The organism is Shimia sp. FJ5 (assembly GCF_032918335.1).
In the GTDB taxonomy this organism is placed as follows: Bacteria; Pseudomonadota; Alphaproteobacteria; order Rhodobacterales; family Rhodobacteraceae; genus Shimia; species Shimia aestuarii_A.
This window is the reverse complement of sequence record NZ_JAWJUV010000001.1, coordinates 854,416-873,520: the sequence shown is the minus strand read 5'-3', so window position 1 is coordinate 873,520 and position 19,105 is coordinate 854,416. Positions and strand designations below refer to the sequence as shown.

Here is a 19,105-nt window from a genome sequence, read left to right as displayed (position 1 = left end):
GCCAAAAGGCGCGCAAAGACGACATGCATCATCCCAAGGAATGAGACCCATGAGCATCATTATCGACATCCACGCCCGCGAAATCCTCGACTCCCGTGGCAACCCCACGGTCGAAGTGGACGTGATCCTCGAAGACGGCACCATGGGCCGTGCCGCTGTGCCCTCCGGCGCCTCCACCGGCGCGCATGAGGCAGTTGAAAAACGCGACGGCGACAAGACCCGCTACATGGGCAAGGGCGTGCTCGAAGCCTGCGCCGCCGTCAACGGCGAGATCGCCGAGGCGCTGGTCGGCTTTGACGTGACCGAGCAGGTCGCCATCGACGCCGCCATGATGGAGCTTGACGGCACCCCCAACAAGGGCCGCCTCGGGGCCAACGCGATCCTCGGGGTCTCCATGGCCTGCGCCAAGGCCGCAGCGGATTTCACCGCGCAACCGCTCTATCGCTATATCGGCGGCACCTCGGCCCGCGTCCTGCCGGTGCCGATGATGAACATCATCAATGGCGGCGAACATGCCGACAACCCGATCGACATCCAGGAATTCATGATCATGCCCGTCTCGGCCGCCAATATCCGCGACGCCGTGCGCATGGGCTCGGAAGTATTCCACACCCTGAAGAAAGAGCTCTCCGCCGCAGGTCTCGCAACCGGCGTTGGCGACGAAGGCGGCTTTGCCCCCAACCTCGCTTCGACCCGCGACGCGCTCGACTTCATCCTCAAGGCAATCGAAAAAGCCGGCTACACACCGGGCGAAGACATCTACCTCGCGCTCGATTGCGCCTCGACCGAGTATTACAAGGACGGCAACTACGTGCTTGCGGGCGAGAACAAGACCCTGACTTCGGACGAAAACGTCGCATATCTCGCTGCACTCTGCGCCGACTACCCGATCATCTCGATCGAGGACGGCATGGCCGAGGATGACTGGGACGGCTGGGCCAAGCTGACCGAAGTTCTCGGCGACAAGGTGCAACTCGTGGGCGACGACCTCTTCGTCACCAACCCCGAGCGCCTCGCCGACGGCATCGAACGCGGCGTCGCCAACTCCATGCTCGTCAAGGTGAACCAGATCGGCACCCTGACCGAAACGCTGAAAGCGGTCGATATGGCCCACCGCGCGCGCTATACCAACGTCATGTCGCACCGCTCCGGCGAAACCGAGGACGCCACCATCGCCGACCTCGCCGTCGCCACCAACTGCGGCCAGATCAAAACCGGCTCGCTCGCCCGCTCCGACCGGCTCGCCAAATACAACCAGCTGATCCGCATCGAGGAACAACTCGGCGAAACCGCTGAATACGCCGGGGCTTCGATCCTCAAGTAAGCGCCGCGTCGGCAGGGGTTCCACCCCACCACACCAAGATCAAAGCCCCGCCCCGGCGGGGCTTTTTCTATGCTTGCGCCCTGCCGCGACACGCCCCACACTCCCCCCATGACCCTGACCGCCGACGACATCATCGCCCGCCTGAACCTCGCGCCGCATCCCGAGGGCGGCTATTTCCGTGAAACATGGCGCGCCGAGGCGCCAGAGGGCGCGCGCGCGGCGGGCACGGCGATCTATTTCCTTCTGAAAGCGGGCGAACAAAGCCATTGGCACAAGGTCGACGCGACCGAGATCTGGCACCACTACGCGGGCGCGCCGCTGATCCTATCGCTCTCCGCGACAGATCATGGCCCGCGCGCGGACCATGCCCTCGGCCCCGAACTTGCCGCAGGAGAGCAGCCGCAAATCATCGTCCCCACCGGCCATTGGCAAGCCGCCCGCTCCACGGGCGACTGGACCCTTGTCGGCTGCACCGTCTCCCCCGGCTTCGACTTCGCAGGCTTCACCCTCGCGCCACCGGGCTTCGATATCCCCTAGGAAGGCCGGCTCACCGTGCCGCCGCCAACCAAAGCCCGCACGCCCGTCGTGCCGGGGCAGGACGTCGCCATCCCCCGCGCCACGCGCACCGCGAGATAGGCAAAGGCCTGCGCCTCGAGCATGTCACCATCAAGCCCGACCTCCTCGACCGCCATCACCGGACAATCAAGCGACACCCGAAGCATCTCCATCAAGACCGGGTTATGCCGCCCGCCACCTGTCACTAGAACGCGCTCCGGCGGCTCCGGGCAATGCGCCATCCCCGCCGCCACGCCTGCGGCGCACATCGCCGTCAGCGTCGCCGCCGCATCCGCATCCGAAAGCTCGCCCACAAGACCGACCATCTCGGCAAAATCATTCCGGTCGAGGGACTTGGGCGGCATCCGCGCGAAATAGGGCTCGGCAAGAAACAACTCAAGCGCACCGTTCTCCACCGTGCCTTCGCGGGCAATCTTACCATCCTCATCGAAATCCAAGCCCCGCCGCGCGCGCAAAAGATCGTTGAGCGGCGCATTGGCTGGCCCGGTGTCAAAGGCCAAGAGCGCGCCTTCGACCTCCGGTGACGCCACCCTCGGATCCACCCAGGTGATATTCGCAACGCCCCCGAGGTTCAGGAAACAGACAGGCTTTTCCGCGCCAATCCAGCGCGCACAGGCAAAATGAAAGAACGGCGCCAGCGGCGCGCCCTCGCCCCCCATCTCAACATCGGCCGAGCGGAAATCCCACACCACCGGTACGCCAAGGCGCTCCGCCAAGGCCTGCCCGTCGCCAACCTGCAACGTGCCCCGGCCGCGCGGTTCATGCGCCAGCGTCTGACCATGAAACCCGACAAGCGCCACATCCTCAAACCGGCTCAGGACCGCTTCATGCGCCCGCGCGACAACCTCTGTTGCCGCGTCGACCTCTGGCCCGGCCCATTTCCCTAACGCTGCTGCCAGAACCTTGCGTTCCTCCCGGTCATAGGCGCGGTAGTCGCTCTCGCCAAAGCCAAAGATCGCCTCGCCATCCGTCTCGACAACCGCCGCGTCCACCCCGTCAAGCGACGTCCCCGACATCGCCCCAAGCGCCCTGATCCGCTCTTTGCCTGTTTTGGCCTTCATCATGGCCTTTCCCTTTGTCGCAACGCCGCCTATACACGGCCCCGAAAAACATACGGGACCAATGCCATGACCTACCACCCCAAATCGGATTTCATGACCGTCATGATCGAGCGCGGCTTTCTCGCCGACTGCACCGATTATCAGGGCCTCGACGAGGCGCTGATCAAGGGCGTGGTGCCGGGCTATATCGGCTTTGACGCGACCGCAAAGTCGCTGCACGTCGGCTCGCTGATCCAGATCATGATGCTGCGCTGGCTGCAAAAGACCGGCCACAAACCGATCACCCTCATGGGCGGCGGCACGACCAAGGTCGGCGACCCCTCTTTCCGCGCCGACGAGCGCCCGCTGCTGACGCCCGCGCAGATCGACGACAACATCTCCGGCATCAAACAGGTCTTCGCCAAATATATCTCTTACGACGACGGCCCGACCGGCGCCTTGATGCTCAACAACGCCGAATGGCTCGATGAGTTGAACTACCTCGAGTTCCTGCGCGACATCGGGCGGCACTTCTCGGTGAACCGCATGCTCTCCTTCGAGTCGGTCAAATCCCGCCTCGACCGCGAGCAATCGCTCTCCTTCCTCGAATTCAACTACATGATCCTTCAGGCCTATGACTTCCTCGAGTTGAACCGCCGCTATGGCTGCATGGTGCAGTTCGGCGGCTCGGACCAATGGGGCAATATCGTCAACGGCATCGACCTGACGCGCCGCGTCATCGACAAGGAAATCTACGGCCTGACCTCGCCGCTCCTGACGACCTCGGACGGCAAGAAGATGGGCAAGACCGCCGATGGCGCGATCTGGCTCAATGCCGACATGCGCAGCCCTTATGAATTCTGGCAATTCTGGCGCAACACGACCGACGCCGACGTGGGCCGCTTCCTCAAGCTCTACACGGAAATGCCGGTCGAGGAATGCGACCGCCTCGGCGCGCTCGCAGGCTCCGAGATCAACGCCGCCAAAATCATCCTCGCCAACGCCGTGACGACGCTCTGCCACGGGGCCGAGGCCGCCGCCGCCGCCGAAGCGACCGCGCGCGAAGTGTTCGAGAAGGGCGGCGTGGGCGACGACCTGCCGACCCTGACGCTGTCTGCCGACGAATTGCCCGCCTCCATCGTGCAGCTCATCGTCAAATCCGGCCTCGCCAAATCCGGCAAAGAAGCCAAACGCCTGATCGCCGAGAACGGCGCCAAGATCGACGACGCGCCGTTGACCGACGCTGGGCTGATGATCGACGCCGCCGCCCTCGCCTCCCCGATCAAACTCAGCGCAGGCAAGAAGCGCCACGCTCTGGTGCAACTCGGCTAAGGCCTGCCCACATCACGCAACACGACAGGGGGCCATCGCGGCCCCCTTTCTTCTTCTCTGTGACAAATACTCGGGGTGAATTGAGCCGCAGGCTCAAGAGGGGCAACGCCCCGTCTTGCCTTATATATCCGCCCCCGCCCCTAGACAGATACCCCTGCCTCCGGTTATCTGAACGCATGTTCATTTCATGACGACAACGTCACCCGGGAGGAAAGACCATGAAACTCGCTGAAACCTGCGCCGTGATCACCGGCGGCGCTTCCGGCCTCGGGGCCGCCACCGCCCGCCACTTTGCCGAGAACGGCGCAAAGGTTGCTCTCTTCGATCTCAACGAAGACGCAGGAGAAACCCTCGCCAAAGAACTCGGCGGCACGTTTCACAAGGTCAACGTCACCGACGAAGACTCGGTCGCCGCAGGCATTGCCGCCGCCAAAGAGGCCATGGGCACGATCAACGCCTGCGTGAACTGCGCCGGGATCGCCCCCGCCGCGACGACGCTCTCCAAGAAGGGCCCGCACCCGCTCCATACCTTCCAACAGACCATCGACATCAACCTCGTCGGCTCCTTCAACGTCGCCCGCCTTGCCGCCGATGTGATGGCCGAGAACGCCGCCGAATCCGATGGCGCGCGTGGCGTGATCGTCAACACCGCCTCCATCGCCGCCATGGACGGTCAACGCGGCCAGGCCGCCTATGCGGCCTCCAAGGGCGGGATCGTCGGCCTCTCCCTGCCGATGGCCCGCGACCTCGCCCGCTCCGGCATCCGGGTCATGGCCATCGCGCCGGGCATCTTCCTGACCCCGATGCTGCAAGGCCTGCCGCAAGAGGTACAGGACCAACTGGCCGAGGACGTCACCTGCCCCAAACGTCTTGGCGATCCGTCCGAATACGCCCGCCTCGCCGGGTTCATCGTCGAAAACGGCTATCTCAACGGCGAGGTGATCCGCATCGACGGCGCGCTCCGGATGCAATAACCCGACACAGGTCTTTACGAAATCAGAGCCCCCGTTGCCCAACGGGGGCTTTCTTTTGCCTGAAGAACCGCAACGCCACGGTGATCCGCATCGACCGCACGCGCCGCATGGGCTACCCTCCCCAAAGCGGACTGTAAGAAGGCCCCTCACCATGCCTGACCCTCTCACTTGCTGCGGTGTCTACCCGACACTGGCCACACCGAATGTCCCCGAGACCTGCAATTGGTATATCGAGAAGCTGGGCTTCACCCTGCGGTTTCTCTATGGCGAACCGCCGCGTCACGGCGCGATCCTATTGGATCAGGCCTGCGTTCATTTCTGGGAAGGCACCCCACAGCTCGGCGCGAACTGGCTCTATTTCGACGTGAGCGATCTCGACATCCTCTATGCCCGCGCCACGGAAAACGGGGTAAAGATCACCCGTGCGCCGGAAACCTACCCGTGGGGCATGCGCGAGTTCAACGCAGTGGACCTGAACGGCTATCACCTGAGGTTCGGACAAAGCACCGAAACATGACGCGCGTCTTGCGCCGCGGGGCGGTTCAGGGGCAGAGTGCGCCATGCCCCTGCAAAACCGCGTTCAGCCCACCGGAGAGATCCTCGCGCATCCCGCGCGGGGGCGCTTCATGGGCAATCGCGGCATCCTGCACAACGCAGGCCAAGGCCTGAGCCACCGCCGCTGGCGACACAAGGCCTGGGTCTGCTGCCTGCTGTCGTTCAAATCCCGCCGCCGCCCGCTCATGGCCCCCGGCGCCTATACCGAACTTTTCTTCCATGACGAGGCGGTGGCGCTGGCCGCCGGGCATCGCCCCTGCGGCGAATGTCGGCGCGCGGATTTCACCGCCTTCCTCGACGCCGCAGGACACACCGGTCCGGTGTCCGCCTTCGACACCCGCCTGCATGCGGCCCGCGCCATTCCCCGCCGCTTTGCGCAGCGCCGGGTCGAGGCCGACGCCGCATCCCTGCCCGACGGCACCTTCATCCTGACGGGCACCGGCCCCGCACTCCTGTGGCAAGGCGCGCTCCACCCTTTCGCGCCCGATGGCTACCGCGCGCCCCGGCCGTGCCCCTCGGGCCGTGTCACCTGTCTGACCCCGACCCCGACGCTCACCGCGCTCCGCGCCGGCTACCGGCCAAGCGTCGCCCTGCCGCTTCCTCTTGCTGAAAATATCCTGGGGTGAATTGGCCGCGCCCGCGGCCAAGAGGGGCAAAGCCCCTGCAGTGACCGTCGCGCGCCGCCCTTACCGCCGCGCGCCCCGTTCACACCCGTCCAGCGCGCCCCCGCACCGCTGCAATACAGACGCGATACCGACGCAATACCGACGTTGGGATCTCCCCGTTAACCCGCCTCAGCCTTCTCTTCGAGAATCAGCCATTCTTCCTCGGCTTCAGCCAATGCAGCCTGCCGCTCGACAAGCGCCTCTGTGGCCTTCTGGAACTTGACCGGTTCCTTGCTGAAAAGCTCCGGGTCCATAAGGAACTCTTCCAGCTTGGCAATCTCCGCCCCAAGCCGCTCAAGGATCGCGGGAAGCGCCTCAAGCCGGTGTTTTTCGGTAAAGCTCAAACCCTCTTTCAGGGCCTTCTCCTGCTTCACCTTCTCCACCTTAGGCTTTGATTTTGCTTTCTTTTCTTCCGCTTCCTCGTCACCACGCTGCGCCCGGTAGTCGCTCCATCCCCCGGCATAGACCACGGCCCGGCCATGGCCCTCCATCGCCACGGTGGTGGTCGCCACCCGGTCAAGGAAATCCCGGTCGTGGCTCACAAGAAGCACCGTCCCGTCATAGTCGTCGAGCAATTCCTGCAAGAGGTCGAGCGTCTCCACGTCGAGATCGTTGGTCGGCTCGTCGAGGACAAGAAGATTGCTCTCTCGCGCCATCAGCTTAGCCAACAACAACCGCGCCTTCTCCCCCCCCGACAAGCTCCTGACAGGCGCCCTCGCCTGCCGCTCGTCAAACAGAAATTCTTTAAGGTATCCAACGACATGCTTGGGGTTTCCACGGACCATAACTTGGTCCGCCTTGCCCGAGACGCGCATCTCTGGATCGCCGGTGAGACTATCCCAAAGGCTCATCTCCGGATCGAGCTTGGAACGGCTCTGATCAAAGATCGCCGGGAGCAGGTTGGTCCCAAGCGTGACCGTCCCCGCGTCTGGTGCCACCTCGCCCATGAGCATCTTGATCAGCGTCGTCTTGCCAACGCCGTTCGGCCCCACAAAGGCCACCCGGTCGCCCCGCTGCACAGTAAGCGAGAAATCCGTGACGATCCGTTTGTCGTCAAATCCCTTCGCCAACCCTTTGGCATCAATGACTTTTCGACCGGATTTCGGCCCCGCGCTGAGGTCCATCGCCGCCGCGCCTTGGCGCTTGATCATCGACGCGCGCTCCTGGCGCAGGTCTTGCAGGGCGCGCACCCGGCCTTGGTTGCGCTTGCGCCGCGCGCTGATCCCCTCGACGGCCCATCGCGCCTCGGCCTTGATCTTGCGGTCCATCTTGTGACGCTGGATGTCTTCCTCTTCCCAGACCTTGTCGCGCCAGGCTTCGAACGCCTCGAACCCCTTCTCCTGTCGACGCACCATTCCCCTGTCAATCCAAAGGGTTGCGCGGGTCAACGCCCGCAGAAACGCGCGGTCGTGCGAGATCAGGACAAAACCCGCCCGCGTCGTCGAAAGCTCCGCTTCAAGCCAGGCAATCGCCTCGATATCAAGGTGGTTGGTCGGCTCATCGAGAAGCATCAACTCCGGTGCTTCGGCCATCAACTTGGCCAAGGCGGCCCGCCGCCGCTCCCCGCCCGACGCTGTCTCTACCGGGCGCTCAGGATCGAACTTGAGCCCCTCACCAGCGCGCTCGACCTTGTAGGCCTCGCCCGGTTCAAGCCCCGAGGCCGCGAAATCCCCGAGCGTGGAAAACCCGGTCATGTCAGGGTGTTGCTCCATATAGCCCACGCTGACGCCTGGCGGCACGACAATCTCACCCCGGTCCGGTTCCACAAGGCCCGCCATGACCTTCATCAGGGTGGATTTGCCCGACCCGTTGCGCCCGACAAGCGCCACGCGATCGCCCGGCTGCACCACGAGGTCCAGCCCATCAAACACCGGATCCCCCCCGAAAGTGAGGGAAATACCGTTCATCTGCAAAAGGGGTATACGTGCCATAAAAGCGGGCTAAACCGCCCGCCTGTTGCCGTCAATGGGCCACGTGTCTCTCTTAGGCACCGATCGCCCGCAGAAGCTTCTTTCGGCTCGGCGGAATGGCGCGGATCTCAAGACCTGTAAAGACATGCAGCGTGTTCATATGTGTGTCGATCACCGCATGATCGCTGACCCAGCCGCCCATCATCAGGTAGGTCCGAAGCAAGGGTGGCATCCGCATCTGCGCCAGTTTCAGGTTCGGCTTGCGGCGCAGGCGTGCGGCAAACCGGAACACCTTGGGCGCCTTGACCTTCGGCAGCCAGCGTTTCGGCGCAAGGTGGCGGTCGCGCAGCATGGCGAAAGCATCGAAATACTCCTTGGCATCGGTGCCCGTGAATGAGGAACAGCCAAACAGCATTTCAACATTGTTTTCATCCACATAAGAGGTCATCGCCCCCCATGCCACGCGCAGGATATCGGGGTCCGTGACCTCTGGATGAATGCAGAACCGGCCCATCTCGACCATCGGCCCGTCAAAATCGCGCAACGCGCTCAGCTCATAGAACTGAGCTGAGTAGGAGCGGTCGATCTCTCCCCCGCCCGCCAATGGCAGGAAGCGGAAGCAACAGACAAGCTCTCCGCTGTCGCGCGCCTCGACGAGCATGTGGGTGCAGATCGGATCAAACGCATCTGCGTCAAGCCCCGTGGCCTCGACACCGTGAAACGCCATCTGCCGCAGCGCCTGTGCGGCGCGCAGGTCTGCCTCGGTTTCGGCTACACGCACGGCGTAGCGCCCTTTCGACAAAGCGACCATGACAAGGTGCTCCGCTAATCGTTCAATCACGACTATATAGGGAGGAATCCGTAACAGCCAAATGACAGGGCGGCGATGCCCCGCCGGTTAGCTGCTGAAGCCGCCAAAGCTACCGATATTCTTCAGGAGCTGGCCAAGGATGCTCTGGTTGTTGAGATCGTTGTCGGTGATCCGGCGCGCGATCGGCACGGCCTGACCATCTTCGAGCGCATATTCCTCGACATTGCGGACCACGCCGCGATTGTCGAAGGTGATGGCGACGATCCGGCGTTCGACCACCTCGGGCTTGCGCGCCCCGTAGTGCCGCACCCGGCTACGCACATAGTAATAGCCGCTGCTGTCGAGAACCCCAGAGGCCGACGGCGTGCCAACGGTTTCGGCCACGGTATCGCGGGTATCGACGCCGACAGTGATCTCTGCGAGGTCTTCTTCGGTCGGCACATATCCGTGGTTGCGGTATTGCGAGGTACAGGCGCCCAGAACGACCATAATCCCGGCTGCGATCACCGCCGATTTGATACCCTTGCCAACTGCGATCATGACTGCCCTCTTGCCTTGGCCTCTACTGCCTTCTATCCCGCTTACAGAAGGAACGCCTCTGGTTCAAGAATGTAAGCAGGTCCAATGACAACACAAACCGATACCATAGCGCCCCTGCGCGTCGCCGATCTGCCGCAAAACCGTGTCACACGATTCGATTTGGCCCCGACGAACGAGCGCCTGAACGAGATTGCAGAAGACCTCGGCCTTCTTGGTCTGCGCAAATTGCGGTTTCATGGCGAGTTGCGCGCCTCCGGGCGCACCGACTGGCGACTGACGGCGCATCTCGGGGCCACGGTGGATCAGCCCTGCGTGGTCACGCTTGAGCCCGTGCGCACCCGGATCGAAGCTGATATCGAACGTCTCTTCCTCAAGACTCTTGAACTTCCCGAGGAGATCGACGGCGAGGTCGAGATGCCCGAGGATGACACTGTCGAAGAGCTTGGGGCTGAAATCGACATCGAAACGGTCATGCGCGAGGCGCTGGCGCTCAACCTTCCGCTCTACCCGCGCAAAGACGAGGCGGAACTTGGCGAAGCGGTGTTTACCGAGCCCGGCAAAGACGCTATGCGGGACGAAGACGCGCGTCCCTTTGCCGGTCTTGCCGCCCTGCGCGACAAGCTCGACGGGGACGACGAAAAATAACCCTTGCGCATCTGCGGATTCACAGTATTTTCGCGCGCTCATTCGGAATTTAGAGTTGGACTCGGGCGCGCTTTGCGCGTAATGGCTCGGGACGCTCAGGAAATCGGCCGCAATGCATGTCATTGGGCCCCAGTTAATCAAAGGTTGCGACATGGCTGTCCAGCAGAACAAAGTATCGAAATCGCGCCGCAACAACCGCCGTGCTCATGACGCACTTGTTGCAGCAAACCCCAATGAGTGCTCCAACTGTGGCGAGCTGAAGCGCCCGCACCACGTGTGCGCGTCCTGCGGTCACTATGATGACCGTGAGATCGTTTCGATGGTCGACGACATCGACCTGGACGACGACGCGGCATAACGACAAATCGGGACAGCGCCCGCATGACGGCATCGAGCGAAAACGCGAAAGCGGCAGCCGGGCGCACCGTCATCTCTGTTGATGCGATGGGCGGCGATCGCGGGCCGGCAGCAGTGGTTGCCGGCATTTCGCGTTCTGCTAAGAAGAATCCCGACATTGCCTTTATCCTGCACGGGCCGGAAAAAGAGCTGAAAAAGCTCGTCCGGAAAAAGAAGGCCCTCGCCGGTCGGGTCGAGATTCGCGACTGCGACAGCGTCGTCTCGATGGAAGACAAACCGAGCCAAGTCATGCGCACGGGCAAGTCGACCTCGATGTGGTCGGCGATCGAATCCGTGCGCAATGGCGATGCCGACGTGGTGGTCTCCTGCGGCAATACTGGCGCCTTGATGATGCTTTCGGTGGTGCGCCTGCGCAAACTGCCCGGCGTCAACCGCCCCGCCATTGCCGTGCTCTGGCCGTCGCGCTCTGCCTCTGGCTTCAACATCATGCTGGATGTTGGCGCCGATATCCGCGCCGACGAACACGACCTGCTGCAATACGCGCTGATGGGCGCCTCTTATGCCCGCAACGGCATGGAGCTCAAACGCCCCCGCATCGGCCTTCTCAATGTCGGCACCGAAGAGCATAAGGGCCGCTCCGAGCTCAAGCTCGCCCATGACCTGATCGCCCAGAACGCCGACGCCGCAAGCTTTGACTTCGTGGGATTCGTCGAAGGCGGCGACATTCCGGGCGATGTGGCCGACGTGATCGTCACCGATGGCTTTACCGGCAATATCGCCCTCAAGACCGGCGAAGGCACGGCGAGCCTGATTGGATCGCTCCTGCGCGAGGCGTTCAAATTCTCGCCGCTCTCGCGCCTCGCTGCCCTGCTCGCCTATACCTCGCTGCAACGCCTGAACAAACGCATCGACCCGCGCCGCGTCAATGGCGGCGTCTTCCTTGGTTTGAACGGGACCGTGGTCAAATCCCACGGCAGTTCCGATGCAACCGGGGTGTCTGCCGCCGTCAAACTTGCCTTCAAGCTTTCGCAGTCTGGCTTCTCGGAAAAACTCGCCGCGCGGGTTGCATCCGCCATCCGGCTGGACCAAGATGCCCCAGCGTCAGGCGAAGAGAACGGAACCAAATCATGACACGACGCGCCGTTGTCAAAGGCGTTGGGCACTACCTGCCAGAACGAATTGTTCCGAACTCGGAATTTGAAAAGACCCTCGATACCACCGACGAATGGATTCGGACCCGCTCTGGGATCGAACGCCGTCATTTCGCGGCCGAGGACGAAACCACCTCTGATCTCGCCTTCGAAGCGGCCCGGAATGCCCTGAAGAGCGCTGGCATGGACGCCGATGAGATTGACGCGATCGTCGTGGCCACCTCGACACCGGACCTGACCTTCCCCTCCGTCGGCACCATGCTGCAAAAGAAACTCGGCATGACCCGCGGCTTTGCCTTCGACGTGCAGGCGGTCTGTGCGGGCTTTGTCTATGCCCTGACCAATGCCAACGCGCTGATCCTCTCGGGCCAATGCGAGACGGTTCTCGTCGTCGGCGCCGAAACCTTTAGCCGCATCATGGACTGGGAAGACCGCGCCACCTGTGTGCTATTCGGCGATGGCGCAGGCGCGCTGATCCTCAAGGCCGAAGAGGGCAAGGGCGACAATGCGGATCGCGGCGTGCTTTCCGCCGATCTCAATTCCGATGGCCGCTACAAAGAGATGCTCTTTGTAGATGGCGGCGTCTCGACGACCGGCGACTCGGGCAAATTGCGGATGCAAGGCAACGCGCTCTTCCGTCAAGCCGTCGAGAAACTGACCTCGACCGCCCACACCGCGCTGAGCAAGGTTGACCTTGATGACAGCGCCGTGGACTGGATCGTGCCGCATCAGGCGAATATCCGCATCATCCAAGGCACCGCCAAGAAAATGGGTGTGCCGATGGACCGCGTGATCCTCACCGTGCAAGACCACGGCAACACCTCAGCAGCCTCGATTCCCCTCGCCCTTTCGGTTGGGGTTGAACGCGGCCAGATCAAGCAAGGCGACCTAATCGTGACCGAAGCCATCGGTGGCGGCCTGGCCTGGGGATCGGTTGTGCTGCGCTGGTAATCAGCGGCGTTCTGAATGGCTCCTGACAAGCCATTGATATTGACTCGGAAATTCCATTCGCCTTAAGCTTGTCTCTAACGGAAAACCGGGGGGACGGATGAGCGAAAAAACTTTGACACGGATGGACTTGAGCGAAGCAGTATTTCGTGAGGTCGGTCTGTCCCGCAATGACTCTGCCGATTTGGTTGAAAGCGTTCTCAATCACATGTCCGATGCGCTGGTGCGCGGCGAGCAGGTGAAGATCTCGTCTTTCGGCACGTTTAGTGTTCGTGACAAAGCGGCACGCGTGGGCCGCAATCCCAAGACCGGCGAAGAGGTTCCGATCGAGCCGCGCCGCGTCTTGACCTTCCGCCCGTCGCACCTGATGAAGGATCGCGTCGCGGACGGCAACAAGAGTTAAGCAAGGCAAAAACCTATGGGTAAATCTCCAGACGCCTTTCGCACCATTAGCGAGGTCGCGGACTGGCTCGACACTCAGGCGCATGTGCTGCGCTTTTGGGAAAGCAAGTTTACCCAAGTGAAGCCCGTCAAGCGCGCGGGCGGGCGCCGCTATTACCGGCCCGCAGACATGCTGCTCTTGGGGGGGATCAAAAAGCTCCTGCATGACGATGGCATGACCATCAAAGGCGCGCAAAAACTGCTGCGCGAAAAGGGTACGAAATACGTCGCGGGCCTGTCTCAACCGCTTGATGGTGAGGACGACGCGACACCCGAGAGCGATATCGGCTTGACCGAAGTCGCCCCGGCCCCCCTCGAGGAAGAGCGCGGCACCGTACTGAGCTTTGAGCGCCGCGACGAGCCCGAAGAAGAGCCCCCGGCACAGGTCGAAGAGGCCGCTTCTGAGCCCGCCGCGCCTGCCGAAGATCTCGCGCCAGAGCCGACCGAGGCGCCACAGGACGCAGCCCCGGTCGAGGCCACGCCAGAAGACGACGATCTACCCGAAAAGGATATCCCGGCCTTCGTGCAGCGCATGACTCCGAAACCTGCCACAGACGACGCGACAGCGAGTCCCGCAGCGCCCGAGCCGGAAACCGAAACCGCGGCCGCCGCGTCCATGGAGGACGAGATCGCCGAAGAGGATGCGGAGGACGACCAACCACGCGCCTCTGAACCGGGGCCATCTCTCCTTGCCGATATCGCCACGATGACCGGAATCGTGGCGGAAAACCGCGCGGACGCTGCGGCCCAACTCGACCGCCTCACCGCCCTCTGTGCGCGGATCGAAGCCGCCGAAAATGCCTGAGGGACGTTTTCGTTTTTTGACTTGCCCCTGCCCTCAAAATCGCTATGAACACCCCATCGTCGGGCTATGGCGCAGCCTGGTAGCGCGTCCGTCTGGGGGACGGAAGGTCGCAGGTTCGAGTCCTGCTAGCCCGACCATTAAAAACCGCCCGTGGCCCTCTGGGTCCGGGCGTTTTTTGTATGCAGTTCTTGGGAGGACACCATGACCGGCGTATTGCCCAGCCAGACCATCGACGCCATGCTCACGAGCGGTGAAATCATCGCCAAACCGGCCCCGGTCGAGGGTCAGGTGCAACCCGCGAGCCTCGATTTGCGCCTTGGCACGGTGGCTTACCGCGTGCGCGCCTCCTTCCTGTCCGGTGCTGGTCGCACGGTGGCCGAGCGCCTCGACGAGTTCGAGATGCATCAGATTGATCTTACCGATGGCGCGGTGCTCGAAAAGGGCTGTGTCTACGTTGTGCCCCTGATGGAAAGCCTCGCGCTTCCCGAGGATGTCAACGCCGTCGCCAACGCCAAAAGCTCGACCGGCCGGCTCGACCTGCTGACCCGCACCATCACCGATGGCGGGACCGAGTTCGACCGCATCCAATCCGGCTACACCGGCCCGCTTTATGCGGAAATCTGCCCGCGCTCTTTCTCGGTGCTCGTGCGTCCGGGCATGCGCCTCAACCAGATCCGTTTCCGCAAGGGCCAAAGCGTGCTGAGCGACGCCGATCTCTCCGTCCTGCATGATCGCAGCCCGCTTGTGGATGGCGAAGCCGTCATCGACGACGGGCTCGGCTTCTCCGTCGATCTCAAACCCGCCTCCGGCACGCTTGTCGGCTACCGCGCCAAGCCTCATACCGGGGTGATCGACCTCGACAATATCAACCACTATGACCCCGCCGAATACTGGGAAGAAGTCCGGAGTCACGATGGTCAAATCATCCTCGATCCCGGTGCGTTCTATATTCTCGTGAGCCGCGAAGCCGTGCATATCCCGCCCGCCTACGCCGCCGAAATGGCGCCTTATCTTGCGATGGTCGGGGAATTCCGGGTGCACTATGCCGGCTTCTTCGACCCCGGTTTTGGCCATGACGCGGCTGGCGGCACCGGCTCGCGCGGGGTTCTGGAAGTGCGCTGTCACGAGGCGCCCTTTGTCCTCGAACATGGTCAGGTGGTGGGCCGCCTCGTCTATGAGCGCATGGCCGATGTCCCCGAACAACTCTACGGCGCGGGGATTGCGTCAAACTATCAGGGGCAAGGCCTCAAGCTCTCGAAACACTTCAAGACGCCCTAGGCGGCAACGTCAGAACTTGTTCATGCGACGCGCCATACGCGCGGCACGGCGGGCCTGTTTGACGCCCTGTTGCGGGGCGTTGTTGTTCGGACGTTGGTCTTGCGGCGTCGCGCGCCCGGCGCTGTCTTTCTTGTTCAGGGCGTTCATCCCGGCATTCATACCGCTGTTGATCGCCTTACGCAGGAACATGCGCACAACCATGTTGATGATGCGATTGGCATTCATGAGATCGGTTTCCCTCTGCTCGAAGTCTTTTGCGGCATCCTAGACCTCAATTTAGGAGAAACTGTGGCGATTACAAATTTCGCCGCCTCCGACCTCAATCCTCGAAGAGTTCCGATTGCCCTTCGCTGCTTTCCTCTTCGCCCTCATCATCGCGATCCCCAAGCGCCGGCATAGAGCCCGGCGGCGGTCGGCTCTCAAGAAGCCCGGCTGCCCGCAGCTCTTTCAGCCCCGGCAGATCGCGCGCGTTCTCAAGCCCGAAGTGATCCAGGAATTCCTGTGTCACGACGAAAGTCACCGGGCGGCCCGGCGTCATCTTACGCCGCCCAAACCGGATCCATTCCATCTCCAAGAGCTGATCCACCGTGCCGCGCGACACGCTGACGCCGCGGATTTCCTCGATCTCTGCCCGCGTGATCGGCTGATGATAGGCGATAATGGCAAGGGTCTCGATCGCCGCCCGGCTAAGCTTGCGGGTCTCGACCATCTCTTTCTGCATCAGAAACCCAAGGTCCGGTGCCGTGCGCATCGCCCAGGCATCCCCGACCTTTACAACCCTGACGCCGCGCCCCTCGTACCGCTTACGCAGATGCACCAAGGCCTCCGCCGCGTCGCACCCGTGCGGCATCCGGCTATTGAGCTCCTTGATCGTCACCGGCTCGGCACTGGCGAACAGGATCGCTTCGCACATGCGCTCTTGCTCGGCCATGGGGGGCGCCTCAAACAGGCTCTCCTCCGCGACTTTTTCTTGTTTTTCTTCAATATCTTCAGACATGATCTTGATCTTTCTTGCGAACCTGGATCGGCGCAAAGGTCTCGCTCTGGCGGATTTCAACCTTGCCTTCCTTGGCAAGCTCGAGCGAGGCCGCAAAGGTCGAGGCCGTGGCAGACCGGCGCTTCTTTGGATCGCTTTCCCACCCCGCCGGAAGGTAGCTTAGAATATCGGTCCAGTCCCCGGCGAAACCGATCAGCCCACGCATCCGTTCAAGGGCCTCTTCCATGGTAAAGACCGAGTCCCGATCCATCACGAAGGGGCGGAATTCGTCGCGCGTGCGAATGCGCGCATATCCCTGCATCAGGTCAAGCAAGGTCGCCGTATAGGTCACCCGGCGCACCCGCGTGACATCCTCCGGCACACCGCGCTGAAAGAAGTCGCGCCCCAAACGGTCACGCGCCATAAGCTTCGCCGCCGCGTCCCGCATCGCCTGAAGCCGCTCAAGCTGAAACGCGAGATGCGCTGCAAGTTCCTCGCCGGACGGCCCCTCTTCGCTCGGGTCCGGTGGCAAGAGGAGCCGCGATTTCAGGAAAGCCAACCACGCCGCCATCACAAGGTAATCGGCGGCAAGTTCGATGCGAAGTTGTTTCGCCTTCTCGACAAAGCTCAGATATTGCTGCGCCAGATGCAGGATCGAGATCTTGCGCAGGTCGACTTTCTGGGTCCGCGACAGGGTCAACAAAAGGTCGAGCGGCCCCTCGAACCCGTCCACATCGACAATAAGCGCCTCCGCGGCAAGCCGCGCGGCAACCTTGTCCTCCTGAATTGAACCCGTCTCGTCCTCAGACATGCCCTTGCCCTGAAAGAAGGGCTTCAAGTTCGGCAGAGAGCGCCGGAATGTCAACAGGAACTGGCGTGGGGCGCGTGTCGAGAACGGCCTGCGCCCGCCGTTCGGCCGCGCCTTGCAACGCCCCGGCCGCCTCTGCAACCGCGACCATCTCGTCGTAATCGCCATTGCAATGCAGGATGACATCACACCCCGCCGCAATCGACGCCGCAGACCGCTCGGCAAGCGTGCCCGAAAGCGCCTGCATCGAGATGTCGTCGGTCATGATCAGGCCCCCAAAACCGATCTCTTCCCGGATCAGGCCCATCATCTTCGGCGAGATCGTCGCCGGCTGATCGTCAATCGCCTCATAGACAAGATGCGCTGTCATCCCCATCGCAAGGTCATTCAGCGCCCGAAACGGCGCGAAATCGCGCGCCAGTGCCGCAGGCTCCACCGAGACGCGCGGCAGGTCGAGATGGCTATCAGCCCGCGCCCGTCCATGGCCGGGGATGTGTTTCAGAACCGGATACACCCCGCCATCAAGCAACCCATCCGCCACCGCGCGGCCAAGCGCGGCGACCGCCTCGGCATCAAACCCATAGCAGCGGTCCTTGAGAAACGGGTGCGTCCCTTCCTCGGCCACATCGACAAGCGGCGCGCAATTCGCATCCACACCACAAGCCCGCAACTCTTCGGCAATGATCCGATAGCGTAGATACATCGCCCGCACGGCCTCGGCTCCGGCCTGCTCTACAAAGGCAAGCGGCGCGGGCCATTCCCGGCCAAGGGGCGGGCGGAACCGCTGCACGCGCCCGCCTTCCTGATCGATCAGGATCGGCGCTTCGTGGTCGACGCACCCGCGCAACTCATCACAAAGCGCACGCACCTGCGCCGCATCCACGATATTGCGGGCAAAAAGAATAAAGCCAAACGGGCGCACCTTGGCAAAGAAATCCCGTTCTCGCGGCGAAAGGCGTGGCCCCGCGCAGCCAAGGATCACAGCGCCGCGCGCACTCACCGCGCGGTCACCGGGATACAATCCGCGTTTTGCGCCTTCAGCGCCGAACACAGCCGCCGCGCATCGCTCAGATCGGCAAATCCGATGGCGCGGAGGCGGTAAAAGGTCCGCCCACCGCTCTGTGCTTTCTGGATCACGCGGGTCTTGTCGCCAAGGTACTCGCCGAACCGCTTGTGCAACTTGTCCCATTCGCCGCGCGCGATCTCGGCGCTGGCAAAGGCACCAAGCTGAACCATCCGTGTGCCGGCGGCCACGTCGCTCACCTCATTCACGGCAGAGGTATCTGCCCGCGCAACAGTATCCGCCGCAGCCACAGGCGTGGTCGAAAGAGACGCCGGGCGCAGCCTTGGCCGCAAGGACCGGCCAACCCCGCCCGCCACTTTCGGAGCGACCTCTACCTCGGCCTTCGGGGCGGCCACGGCAACCTCTACAGGCTCTGAAAGCGGCGCAACATCATCCGCAATCCGGGCGGCAAATTCTTCGATAGACCCGAGTTCCTCGGTCTTGAGTGGCGGCGGCGCCACGATATCCGGCTGTTTCTCGGTGGTCGCTGGCGCCACGTCCTCATCGCCAAGCTCGATCGGCGCCGGTGCAAGCACGAAACGATCCGCAGGTTTGCCCGCCGATCCCTGCGCCGCAACGGTGTTGACGGCAAGACCCTGGTTTGCCGCTTGTCGCCCACCGGGGTTCTCCGGTTGAATACGCATCGGCCCTTCGACCGCGCGCACCACCGGCACACCGGTCACATCGCGCACCAGAAGCTTGTAGCCCCACACGCCAGCCCCAATCACGAGACCGAGCGACAAGGCCGCTCCGGCCCAGTTCACAAGCGGTGCCAAGGATCGGGTTTCACGTGCGGACTCGTAGTGTCCGGACATCGGAATCTCTGCCATTGTATCGCCTCACTGCCACGGCGATACATTGTCGCCGGGGTCGTCTTGCCTTTGCCTCAACCCCGCGCGACGTGTG

22 protein-coding genes and 1 tRNA gene are annotated in these 19,105 nt (G+C 62.8%); 14 read left to right on the top strand and 9 right to left on the bottom strand.

Annotation, left to right across the window (positions count from 1 at the left end):
* The first annotated feature begins 49 nt into the window (after positions 1-49).
* The gene (eno, locus tag R1W01_RS04450; protein WP_243614591.1) at positions 50-1,324 is read left to right on the top strand and encodes a phosphopyruvate hydratase; all 1,275 of its coding nucleotides are present in this window, start codon (positions 50-52) and stop codon (positions 1,322-1,324) included.
* 108 nt (positions 1,325-1,432) lie between these two features.
* Positions 1,433-1,861, top strand: a complete 429-nt coding sequence (locus R1W01_RS04445; RefSeq protein ID WP_297756086.1) for a cupin domain-containing protein — start codon at positions 1,433-1,435, stop codon at positions 1,859-1,861.
* Here the strand turns inward: R1W01_RS04445 and R1W01_RS04440 are convergent.
* Positions 1,858-2,964 carry an anhydro-N-acetylmuramic acid kinase gene (locus R1W01_RS04440; protein ID WP_297756088.1) on the bottom strand — a complete coding sequence of 369 codons (1,107 nt, stop codon included), beginning with the start codon at positions 2,962-2,964 and terminating at the stop codon, positions 1,858-1,860. The genes R1W01_RS04445 and R1W01_RS04440 overlap by 4 nt on opposite strands.
* 63 nt (positions 2,965-3,027) lie before the next feature.
* Here R1W01_RS04440 and tyrS point away from each other — a divergent pair, with 63 nt between their 5' ends.
* The 4 genes from tyrS to R1W01_RS04420 all read left to right on the top strand — a co-directional run bounded on the left by tyrS (position 3,028) and on the right by R1W01_RS04420 (position 6,427).
* The gene (gene tyrS, locus R1W01_RS04435) at positions 3,028-4,272 is read left to right on the top strand and encodes a tyrosine--tRNA ligase (protein ID WP_297756090.1); all 1,245 of its coding nucleotides are present in this window, start codon (positions 3,028-3,030) and stop codon (positions 4,270-4,272) included.
* A gap of 218 nt (positions 4,273-4,490) precedes the next feature.
* Entirely contained in the window at positions 4,491-5,246 is a 756-nt protein-coding gene (locus tag R1W01_RS04430; protein ID WP_297756092.1) for an SDR family oxidoreductase, read from the top strand.
* 151 nt (positions 5,247-5,397) lie between these two features.
* A complete protein-coding gene (locus R1W01_RS04425; protein WP_243614585.1) occupies positions 5,398-5,763 on the top strand; it encodes a VOC family protein in 366 nt (121 codons plus the stop codon).
* Positions 5,764-5,806: 43 nt separating this feature from the next.
* A complete protein-coding gene (locus tag R1W01_RS04420) occupies positions 5,807-6,427 on the top strand; it encodes a hypothetical protein (RefSeq protein WP_297756094.1) in 621 nt (206 codons plus the stop codon).
* A 158-nt stretch (positions 6,428-6,585) separates the two neighbouring features.
* On the opposite strand, the gene R1W01_RS04415 is transcribed toward R1W01_RS04420, so the two are convergent.
* From R1W01_RS04415 to R1W01_RS04405, 3 genes are all read right to left on the bottom strand, one after another.
* Entirely contained in the window at positions 6,586-8,397 is a 1,812-nt protein-coding gene (locus R1W01_RS04415; protein ID WP_297756096.1) for an ABC-F family ATP-binding cassette domain-containing protein, read from the bottom strand.
* Between the two features lie 52 nt (positions 8,398-8,449).
* The gene (locus R1W01_RS04410; protein ID WP_243614582.1) at positions 8,450-9,187 is read right to left on the bottom strand and encodes a GNAT family N-acetyltransferase; all 738 of its coding nucleotides are present in this window, start codon (positions 9,185-9,187) and stop codon (positions 8,450-8,452) included.
* 87 nt (positions 9,188-9,274) lie between these two features.
* Positions 9,275-9,727: an outer membrane protein assembly factor BamE gene (locus R1W01_RS04405; RefSeq protein ID WP_243614581.1), complete on the bottom strand. Its 453-nt coding sequence runs from the start codon at positions 9,725-9,727 to the stop codon at positions 9,275-9,277.
* An 84-nt stretch (positions 9,728-9,811) separates the two neighbouring features.
* Here R1W01_RS04405 and R1W01_RS04400 point away from each other — a divergent pair, with 84 nt between their 5' ends.
* The 8 genes from R1W01_RS04400 (at position 9,812) to R1W01_RS04365 (ending at position 15,352) form a co-directional block, all read left to right on the top strand.
* A complete protein-coding gene (locus R1W01_RS04400; protein WP_297756099.1) occupies positions 9,812-10,372 on the top strand; it encodes a YceD family protein in 561 nt (186 codons plus the stop codon).
* 151 nt (positions 10,373-10,523) lie between these two features.
* Positions 10,524-10,730: a 50S ribosomal protein L32 gene (rpmF, locus tag R1W01_RS04395; RefSeq protein WP_243614579.1), complete on the top strand. Its 207-nt coding sequence runs from the start codon at positions 10,524-10,526 to the stop codon at positions 10,728-10,730.
* Positions 10,731-10,753: 23 nt separating this feature from the next.
* Entirely contained in the window at positions 10,754-11,860 is a 1,107-nt protein-coding gene (plsX, locus tag R1W01_RS04390; RefSeq protein WP_243614578.1) for a phosphate acyltransferase PlsX, read from the top strand.
* On the top strand, positions 11,857-12,831 hold the full coding sequence (locus R1W01_RS04385; protein ID WP_243614577.1) for a beta-ketoacyl-ACP synthase III: 975 nt from the start codon (positions 11,857-11,859) through the stop codon (positions 12,829-12,831). Before plsX ends, R1W01_RS04385 begins: the two co-directional genes overlap by 4 nt.
* Positions 12,832-12,928: 97 nt before the next feature.
* Complete coding sequence (gene ihfA / locus R1W01_RS04380) at positions 12,929-13,231, top strand: integration host factor subunit alpha (RefSeq protein WP_243614576.1); 303 nt, start codon at positions 12,929-12,931, stop codon at positions 13,229-13,231.
* 15 nt (positions 13,232-13,246) lie between these two features.
* Positions 13,247-14,074, top strand: coding sequence for a MerR family transcriptional regulator (locus R1W01_RS04375; protein WP_297756102.1), 828 nt, complete (start codon positions 13,247-13,249; stop codon positions 14,072-14,074).
* Positions 14,075-14,134: 60 nt separating this feature from the next.
* Positions 14,135-14,211, top strand: a tRNA-Pro gene (locus tag R1W01_RS04370).
* A 64-nt stretch (positions 14,212-14,275) separates the two neighbouring features.
* Positions 14,276-15,352, top strand: a complete 1,077-nt coding sequence (locus tag R1W01_RS04365) for a 2'-deoxycytidine 5'-triphosphate deaminase (protein ID WP_297756104.1) — start codon at positions 14,276-14,278, stop codon at positions 15,350-15,352.
* 9 nt (positions 15,353-15,361) lie between these two features.
* Here R1W01_RS04365 and R1W01_RS04360 read toward each other — a convergent pair whose 3' ends face one another.
* The 5 genes from R1W01_RS04360 to R1W01_RS04340 all read right to left on the bottom strand — a co-directional run bounded on the left by R1W01_RS04360 (position 15,362) and on the right by R1W01_RS04340 (position 19,029).
* Positions 15,362-15,577 carry a hypothetical protein gene (locus tag R1W01_RS04360; protein ID WP_297756105.1) on the bottom strand — a complete coding sequence of 72 codons (216 nt, stop codon included), beginning with the start codon at positions 15,575-15,577 and terminating at the stop codon, positions 15,362-15,364.
* Between the two features lie 94 nt (positions 15,578-15,671).
* Positions 15,672-16,349, bottom strand: coding sequence for an SMC-Scp complex subunit ScpB (gene scpB / locus R1W01_RS04355; RefSeq protein ID WP_243614572.1), 678 nt, complete (start codon positions 16,347-16,349; stop codon positions 15,672-15,674).
* Entirely contained in the window at positions 16,342-17,139 is a 798-nt protein-coding gene (locus tag R1W01_RS04350) for a segregation and condensation protein A (protein WP_243614571.1), read from the bottom strand. Before R1W01_RS04350 ends, scpB begins: the two co-directional genes overlap by 8 nt.
* Positions 17,132-18,136 (bottom strand): beta-N-acetylhexosaminidase, encoded by a 1,005-nt coding sequence (gene nagZ, locus R1W01_RS04345; protein WP_297756109.1) that lies wholly within the window; start codon positions 18,134-18,136, stop codon positions 17,132-17,134. Before nagZ ends, R1W01_RS04350 begins: the two co-directional genes overlap by 8 nt.
* A complete protein-coding gene (locus R1W01_RS04340) occupies positions 18,133-19,029 on the bottom strand; it encodes an SPOR domain-containing protein (protein ID WP_297756111.1) in 897 nt (298 codons plus the stop codon). Before R1W01_RS04340 ends, nagZ begins: the two co-directional genes overlap by 4 nt.
* Positions 19,030-19,105: the final 76 nt, after the last annotated feature.